The organism is Blautia sp. AM28-27, from assembly GCF_003480905.1.
GTDB classification, from domain to species: Bacteria; Bacillota; Clostridia; order Lachnospirales; family Lachnospiraceae; genus Fusicatenibacter; species Fusicatenibacter saccharivorans.
The window spans coordinates 470,082-478,325 of record NZ_QUJK01000002.1 but is presented as its reverse complement, the minus strand read 5'-3'; the positions used below and the strand labels follow the sequence as shown (position 1 = coordinate 478,325).

Here is an 8,244-nt window from a genome sequence, read left to right as displayed (position 1 = left end):
TCTCCCATACAATACCTTCTTTCGGTATTTTAGGAATAAACACAATGTGATACTGGCATTTCCAACGAGTATGTGATAAACTTTTATTGTCCATTTGGACCGCCTCCTTTGATTTTGAGTTTGGCTTGCGACACCATTCTCATTCTATCACAGGAGGCTTTATTTTGTTATCCTCACCACTTCCGACTACTCTATTCTCCCCAGCATAGCTGGGGGATTAGACTTTTCATTCAATTCATTCAGTTTTGCCAACGCTCTTGGCTCACTAAAATCTAAGTAGTTCGTTGTAAGAATTTGCCCCGGGATTCTCTTTCGCTCGAGTTCTTTTAACGTCTGCAGGAGGGGCGTAATTCCTCCCATTGTGATAAATGCCACACTAATCTGGAATTGTTCACAGCGAAGTAGCTCTTCTTCAATAGAAGAAATAACTTTTTTACCCTCTTCTGGATTGTTTGATATAAAACTCGGTTTATATTCCAGATTTGAAGCAAGATTTCCATTGATATAGGCTGCTTCCAACCCTTGATTTATGTTTTGTATTATTTCTTCTTTCACCGTTTCATCCTCTCTGTTCTAACTTTAAATTGTAACGTATTTGACTTTACAATTCAAATTTTTTCATCATTTTCCAGTTTTTACCATGCTTTATAACGTCTCCTGATACGCCCGATCAATCAGCTTCTTTGCCTTCTGAAAGTCTTCTGCCGTCTTGATTGACACTTCCAGCTCCCCCGTTCCGTAATGTCCAATCCCGCGGGTATCTCTTGTGAATCCTTCTTCCAGTTCAACAGTGTCCGGGTCGAGTTTCATTCGGAGCAGGATCTGTTTGTTATAAATTTCAATGCAGAAAATGTTCTGCACTTTCTTATAGGCCAAATACAGCTTCAATTGGTTTGGAACAAGATCGTCTCCTAGCGATTCGATGTAGTCACAAAGCGCCGTATATAATGTTTTGAAATGGCTGCTTGCTGATGACAGCTTCTCTAAATGTGTTTTCTGTGTGTATGTACTACTTGTTGTTGAAATGGTTGATGTTTCCGTTACTGGCTTTGCCACCGGTGTGTTCAGATGTTCAAACAGCAACAGATCTTCCCCATATTTCCGATATTTCACCAACTTGATATTCCTCTGCATCTGATTCACTGCATGCACGTCGTATTTCGTAAAATCACTTGCAATACAAATCACACAAGGCACCGACCAATCAATCTGGTCTGCTACTTCCATACCCAGTTTTTCAATCACAAGCAGTTTGAAATCCGCTTTGTGATCCAAAAGCCAATCCAGATAGAATAATCCCTGATTAATTACGTTCTCGCTCGAGCTTCTCTTATACTCAAAAATCACTGGGCTATTATTTTCATCAATTCCGATGCTGTCCATTCTTCCGGATGTGATCATATATTCACTTTTCAGAAAACGAACGCCGAAAAATGTCTCCATGTTCTGCTCTATCGTTGTTTGCAGTTGTTTCTCCAATACTACCGTGGAAGAGGTGCGCTCTTTCACAACCGTTCCGACCTCAAAAAGTTTTATTTCCGACACTGCAGTTTCTCCTTCCCTGTCGCAAGATATATGTTCATTATATCGTACCTTCTTACAAAATACTATTGTAAAACATTCTTTCCGCAGGCATTCCCATCAAAAAAGGCCGCAGCTCCGCAAAGCTGTGACCTTTTCCCAATATTACCAATATGCTATTTCCGATACACCGTCTTCCCCCGTGCAACGACTTCCTGAATCTCCAGTCCCTGATCCAGTACGCAAAGATCTGCATCAAACCCTTCCTGGATTTTTCCTTTTCCTTTCAGTGACAGGATCTCTGCCGGGTTTGCCGTAATCGTCGAAATTGCGGTTTCCAGCGGAATTCCCGCTTTCTCCACGCATTCTTTTACTTCTTTCAGCAAACAGCTCGACTGGCCCATGCCCATCCGCAGGAATTCTCCCTTCTCATTAAAGATCGGCAGACTGCCCTGACCGTCGGATGAGATGGTGATGTGTTTCGGATTCACGCCTGCATCCAGCATGCGGCGGATTCCTTTGCACACGCGGACTTCATCACAGACAGTTTCCCAGTAATCGATCTCTTCATTTCCGGTGAAATCGACCGCACCGCCCTTTACGGCGTATTCAATTGCCTTCTGGAACAGCTTCTCATTCCGGTTGACATGGGTCGGGAGGAACTGGCTGGCCGGGATTTCGGTTTCGCTGATGACGCGTTCGATCAGCTCCATACATCTTGCACCGTCGCCAAGGTGGACATTGATCACTCCCGCTTTCCCGGAAAGAACACCGCCGAGGCGCGTGTCTGCTGCCAGTCGGGCGAATTCTTCGAAGGTCGGCTGTGAGGATCGGTGGTCCGAGATGGCGATTTCGCCGGTTCCGATGATTTCTTCGATCATCATGATATCTTTCGTAATTCCATCCGTCAGTGTACGCACCGGAACCTGATAGCTGCCGGTGTAGCACCAGGCGGACATGCCCTGCTCCCGGAGGCCTTTTGTTTTTGCCACGAGCGCGCACATGTCACGGCCAATGCCGTCAGTTCCGAGGCAGCCGACAACGGTTGTCACACCGAACTTGTTCAGGCCTTCCATCGTCGCCTCCGGGGTGCGGTTGGCAAAGCCGCCCTCGCCGCCTCCGCCGAGCACGTGAACATGGCAGTCGACAAAGCCAGGTGTCAGGACAAGTCCGGTTCCGTCTACGGTCTCCGCGCCAAAGAGCAGGCCGTCTGCCGTTATCGTGCCGGCATCTGCGATCTTGACAATTTTATCATACACAGTAAGAACGTCTTTTCTTCCGAGGTATTCCGGCGCATAGACGTCTATGTTCTGAAATAATATCATTTTCTCTCACTCCTCTTAAAATCCAATGGCAACCGCAATCAGAATCGTAATGACTGCTCCAATCATCAGTATCCCTAAGAATTTCCACATGAATTTGATCCAGTTCGACCACTCGATTTTTGCAATCGCCAGGGAGCCGATCAGGCAGCCGGAGGTCGGGACGATCAGGTTTGTGAAAGCATCACCGAGCTGGAACGCAAGGACGGATGTCTGGCGGGATACGCCGAGAAGGTCCGCGAGCGGTGCCATGATCGGCATGGTGATCGCCGCCTGGCCGGAGCCGGACACGACGAAAAAGTTGAAGACCGACTGGAACACGTACATCAGCACGGCTGCGGCTGCACCGGAAAGACCGGCCAGTGCCTGTGAGATGCCGTACATAATGGTGTTGATAACGGTCGGTGTGGTCGGATCGGAACCGCCGAGCACCTGCATGATGCCCTGTGCCATCGCAACAACGAGTGCTGCGCCGATCAGGTCTTTTGCGCCGTCTTTGAAGGAAACGGCAATGTCGTTCACTTTCATGTCATTCAGATGGAAAATGACACCGATCACACCTGCCACAATTCCCATGATGAAGAACTGGGTTGCGATTTCGGCCATGTAATAACCTTTTGCCATAACGCCCCAGATAACCCAGACAACGGTAACAGCCAGTGTCACCAGAACTAGGATATGGCCGATGCCGAAGGAATGGCCCTCGTCGATGCCTGTTTTTTCGTTCTGATCACGGAAATACTGGTCACTTTCGTAAGCAACGGAGATTTCCGGGGTCTTTTTTACTTTTGCTGCATAGAACATGGTCATGCCGCAGCCAAGAGCGGTGAACACCACCCACATCACCATACGGAAACCTGCGCCGGAGAAGACGTCAACGCCGGCGATTCCCTGTGCGATTCCGACAGAGAACGGGTTCATCCAGGAGGATCCGAAGCCGATCTGTGTTGCGACGTACGTGACAAGCACGGCAATGACCGTGTCGTATCCGACAGCGACGAACAGCGGGCAGAGGATCATGGTGAACGGAAGGGCCTCTTCTCCCATTCCGAACACGGCTCCGCCGAGGGAAAACAGGACGAAAAGGACCGGGATCAGCAGTTTTTCGGCTCCTTTTGCTTTACGGATCAGGCCGATCAGACCGGCTTCAACGGCTCCGGTGCGGATCATGATGCCGAAAGCACCGCCGACTACCATCAGAAATGCGATGATTTCGATAGCGGAGCTGCTGATAATTCCGTTATACATGTAATTGAAAAATCCGGTTCCGCCGTCGCCGCTGAACAGTGCAACGCCTTCTGTGACCGGTTTTCCGGCAGCATCGGTCAGATACTGGAAGCTTCCGTCTTTGATGACGGTACGGGTCTTTTCTACCCCGTTCATCAGGTACGTGACATCCTCCGTCTCGTAATAGCCTTTCGGGACGAGGAAGGTCATGACGGCCGCGATAACCACCACAAAAAAGATGATAATGTAGGTATCCGGCACGTTAAATCCCCTGTTGAATGATTTCAGGCCTTCGCCTTTCTTTTTGCTCATATTTTGAGATTTCCTCCATTTGATATTCTATTCTCGTTTTTAACGCGCTTGGATTAGTGTACCATAGATCATAGAGGAAAGTCACTGAAAAAATCAAAAAAGTGACAGAAAAATTTTCCATTCGGATTTTTCTGCCGGCTGTGTGCAATGTCATGCATAACATGATTGTATAGAAAGGTAAACAATTCCTTTTAAGGTTTCCTGCTTCCCGTCTCTTATGCTATACTTGAAAGGTTCTTGCTTCCGGCGCTTCATCTGCCGGTTTTTGACATGAAACTGATTCAGTCGGCGATTCCAAATGCGTTTACGATCGCGGTGCTTGCGGCGATTGAGTCGCTTCTCTCCTGTGTTGTTGCGGACGGCATGATCAACAGCAAGCATCGTTCGGATACAGAGCTGATTGCACAGGGTGCCGGAAATATTGCTTCTGCGCTTTTCGGCGGTATTCCGGCTACGGGAGTGATTGCCAGAACGGCGGCAAATATCAAAAACGGCGGACGCACGCCGACAGCTGGGTCTATGTGGACGATGATTCCCCGGCGGTGGATGAACATCTGCAGAAGCTGCCGCTGGAAGTCCGTGTATACGAGATCACAGGACCGCTCTTCTTTGGCGCGGCGGATGCGATTGAGCACATCGTGGTAAAGGATTTCACAAAATGTCTCGTTCTCCGGATGCGGAGCGTACCGGCGATCGACAGTACAGCCATGAATGCACTACAGAATCTGACGAAGCTCTGCGAATCGAAAGGGATCACCCTCGTCTTCTCTCATGTGAATGAGCAGCCGATGAAGGTGATGAAAAAATCCGGCTTTGTGGATCTTGTCGGGGAAGAAAATTTCTGTTCGAATATTTCGGATGCGTTAAAGCATGCGGAGGAGCTGATTTCGAGATAATGTGAAACTGCAGCTGCCGCAGCATCTGGTCTGTATCACCTGTGATCCTTTCTCCTTTATGCCGAATAGCTTCTACACATAAAAAAGGCCGCCGTGCTGAGTACTGACCTATGCTTTTCCGTTGATCACGCAGTTAATCTTTTTCTCATCGTAAAACATCAGTATCAGTCCGCCTGCGCCGCAGAATACAGCTGCACCGAATGCGGCAATCCGGTAGCCGGTTCCAGTTCCCGCTCCGATGGTGGAGACTGCGGTAAAAATCAGCATGGAAAGGCTCTGGCCCAGCTTGAAAGCGAAGGTCCGGGCTGCGTAGAACATTCCCTCTCGGCTGCTTCCTGAGGTAACTGCATCGCTCTGTGCGATATCCGCGACAACTGCCTGCGGCAGAATACCGAAAATCGCCATGGGAAGTGCTGCCACGACTGTCAGAATCAGACCCTGTACGGTTTCCGGGATGAATGGGATGTTTCCCATAAAACCTGTGTAAAAATATGCAAGGCTGAAAACAGCAAATGCAAACAGAATCATCTTTTTCTTGCCCAGTTTCGGTGTCAGCTTGTTGACCGGAACGTAAAAGACAAGCGACAGTGCGGTCATTCCCACAAAATACAGTGTTGTCATTGTCTCCGGGAGTTTCAGCAGACTGGTAACGAAAAACGGAAGGCCCGTCTGGAACATGGTGAGGGCGATCCAGTAAAAGATATCAGATCCTACAAATTTCCGGAATTCTCCATTCCGAAAGGTTGCTGTAAGGGAACGAAAAGCCGAATCCTTCGAGGGAACGGTATCTACGTAATCTTTTTCCCGGATGCAGAATACCGGCACAAGCATGCATACGAATGCTGCCGCTGCCATGGCTGTGAAAGTGATCCTGATTGCATTTACTCTTCCGAAGGAAGGAATCAGCGTACCCCAGATCGCCGGTGCCAGATAGGCCACAGCGGTTCCTGCAATAAAGGTGAAAGAAATGATGGTGGATATATTCAGGCGTTCCTGCTGTGTATGGCCCAGTTCCGGAATCAGGGCATTGTACGGAGTACAGTATGCCGTGATCGAAAGGTAATATGCCAGAATCATACCAAACAAGAATGCCGCATTGATCCAGCTGTTTTCATTCACCGGTGACCAGAACACCAGCACGGTGGAAAGTGCCAGCGGCAGGGACGCGCCTTTTAAGAACGGGATCCGCCGTCCGTTTTTTGAAGTGCACCGATCTGACCAGGACGCAATCATCGGATCAGTGAATGCATCAAAAATTCTTCCGAAGGCTGTGATCCCTCCAATGATGGTAAAAACCCCGAAAATCACCAGACCCTGCGGTATGAATACCGTCTGTCCCTGGCTGATTGCGGTTTCATCCGGCTGATAAAAGTACACCAGCCAGTTCGATATGATACCAGACAGCAGCGCCCATCCAAACTGGCCTGCTGCGAACTGCCATATCTTTACCGTTGTTAATTTTTTCATTTTGCTTCCCCCTGTTTTGTCTTCTCCTGTTTTTATACCGTCCAAATTTTTACATTTTTTCCAGAAAAGGCGATTCCAAGTTTGATGACTTCCGTAACCCCTTCCTGCAGCAATCTCCCGGTTGGGGATAGATACCTCGCACAGATGATTATCAGCTTTCCAAGGTTCGCAGAATTTCTTCCACTCACCAGGGGAAATCAACTATGCTGATTTCTCAGCTCGCAGCTTTCCGCATCATTTTTCATCTCTGCCTTCGCTTTTCTCGCAATCCCCTGTGTGCCGTTCAGGATGCTCGCGCGGGTGACTTTGTCGTTGCCGTATTTCTGGCGGATCGCGTCGAGGGCGGCATCGAGTTTACGGCTTTTCTCCTTCTTTTCGGGATCTTCGAAGAGGGAGAGCTGTTCGAAATCGTCTTCGGTAAGACCGGTCACGGCGACGCCGATCAGGCGGAGGGGCTCGCCTTTCCAGGATTCGCGGAAGAGCTGTTTGGCGCAGCGGTAGATTTCATCTGTCACATCTGTCGCATTGGGGAGTTTGGTCTGGTGTGAACGGTTTCGAAACTCGAGAGTGCGAAACGTTACGGAAACGGAGGTGCATTTTTTCTTTTTCCGACGCATGCGGGCGGCTACGATGTCGCACTGGGCGAGAAGGATCGGATTCACCTGTTCGATGGAGATGATGTCCTCGTTGAAGGTCGTCTCGGCGCTGAAGCCTTTGGCCTCATCGGGCTGCGCTTTTACAGGGGAATCATCGATGCCGCGGGCGTACTGGTAGAGCTGATGGCCGTTTTTCTTGCCGATCAGCGTCTGGATATCCGCTTCGCGCGCATGCGCCAAGTCTCCGATTGTGCGGATTCCGGCCTCGATCAGTTTCTTTTCGGATGCTTTTCCGAGGAACAACAGCTCGCGTACCGGAAGCGGCCACATTTTTTCGGGGATTTCTTCTGGGAACAGAGTGTGTACTTTGTTTGGTTTTTCGAAATCAGATGCCATTTTGGCCAGGAGTTTATTTGTGGAGATTCCAATATTGACGGTAAATCCAAGCTCCTCGTAAATCCGGTCCTTGATTTCGTGCGCCGCCGCAATCGGGTCCGGATACAGAAGGGAAGTTCCCGTCATATCGAGGAATACCTCATCGATCGAAAAGGATTCCATGACCGGGGTGTAGGCGGCGCAGATTTTCTTGAAGGCACGGGAACACCTGACGTAGAGGTCGAAATCACTCGGGACAATGACCATGTTCGGACATTTCCGCAGTGCCATTGCCACAGGTTCACCGGTCTGGACACCGCATTTTTTCGCCGGGATCGACTTTGCCACAACGATTCCTGTCCGCTTCGTCGGATCGCCGCCGATACAGGCAGGAATGTCCCGCAGATCCGGCAGTCCCTCTTTGATCCGCCGCACCGACTCCCAGGATAAAAAGGCGCTGTTGACATCTACGTGAAAAATCAGGCGTTCTGTTGTCGCCTTCGTTTGTTCTTCTCTCATTTTTTTAAC

General features: G+C 49.3%; 5 protein-coding genes and 3 pseudogenes. 1 reads left to right on the top strand and 7 read right to left on the bottom strand.

The window, feature by feature from the left end:
- The 5 genes and pseudogenes from DW743_RS19030 to yfcC form a co-directional block, all read right to left on the bottom strand.
- Positions 1-94 (bottom strand): annotated as a pseudogene (locus tag DW743_RS19030) (IS200/IS605 family transposase); the annotation flags it as partial.
- Positions 95-240: 146 nt separating this feature from the next.
- A pseudogene (locus DW743_RS06345) lies at positions 241-555 on the bottom strand (hypothetical protein); the annotation flags it as partial.
- Positions 556-645: 90 nt separating this feature from the next.
- Complete coding sequence (locus tag DW743_RS06340) at positions 646-1,545, bottom strand: endonuclease NucS domain-containing protein (protein ID WP_117760905.1); 900 nt, start codon at positions 1,543-1,545, stop codon at positions 646-648.
- Positions 1,546-1,697: 152 nt separating this feature from the next.
- Complete coding sequence (gene iadA, locus DW743_RS06335) at positions 1,698-2,846, bottom strand: beta-aspartyl-peptidase (protein WP_117760903.1); 1,149 nt, start codon at positions 2,844-2,846, stop codon at positions 1,698-1,700.
- Positions 2,847-2,861: 15 nt separating this feature from the next.
- Positions 2,862-4,382, bottom strand: a complete 1,521-nt coding sequence (gene yfcC / locus DW743_RS06330; RefSeq protein ID WP_022462924.1) for a putative basic amino acid antiporter YfcC — start codon at positions 4,380-4,382, stop codon at positions 2,862-2,864.
- 240 nt (positions 4,383-4,622) lie between these two features.
- On the opposite strand from yfcC, the pseudogene DW743_RS19025 reads away from it, so the two are divergent.
- Positions 4,623-5,278: pseudogene (locus tag DW743_RS19025) on the top strand (SulP family inorganic anion transporter); the annotation flags it as partial.
- A 108-nt stretch (positions 5,279-5,386) separates the two neighbouring features.
- On the opposite strand, the gene DW743_RS06320 reads toward DW743_RS19025, so the two are convergent.
- Positions 5,387-6,745 carry an MFS transporter gene (locus DW743_RS06320; RefSeq protein ID WP_117760901.1) on the bottom strand — a complete coding sequence of 453 codons (1,359 nt, stop codon included), beginning with the start codon at positions 6,743-6,745 and terminating at the stop codon, positions 5,387-5,389.
- A gap of 197 nt (positions 6,746-6,942) precedes the next feature.
- A complete protein-coding gene (locus tag DW743_RS06315; RefSeq protein WP_117760899.1) occupies positions 6,943-8,235 on the bottom strand; it encodes a DNA polymerase Y family protein in 1,293 nt (430 codons plus the stop codon).
- Positions 8,236-8,244 lie beyond the last annotated feature (9 nt).

Bases quoted from the DNA above. Each gene is read 5' to 3' on its own strand.
- iadA (WP_117760903.1), bottom strand. From the start codon at position 2,846: ATGATATTATTTCAGAACATAGACGTCTATGCGCCGGAATACCTCGGA.
- yfcC (WP_022462924.1), bottom strand. From the start codon at position 4,382: ATGAGCAAAAAGAAAGGCGAAGGCCTGAAATCATTCAACAGGGGATTT.
- DW743_RS06320 (WP_117760901.1), bottom strand. From the start codon at position 6,745: ATGAAAAAATTAACAACGGTAAAGATATGGCAGTTCGCAGCAGGCCAG.
- DW743_RS06315 (WP_117760899.1), bottom strand. From the start codon at position 8,235: ATGAGAGAAGAACAAACGAAGGCGACAACAGAACGCCTGATTTTTCAC.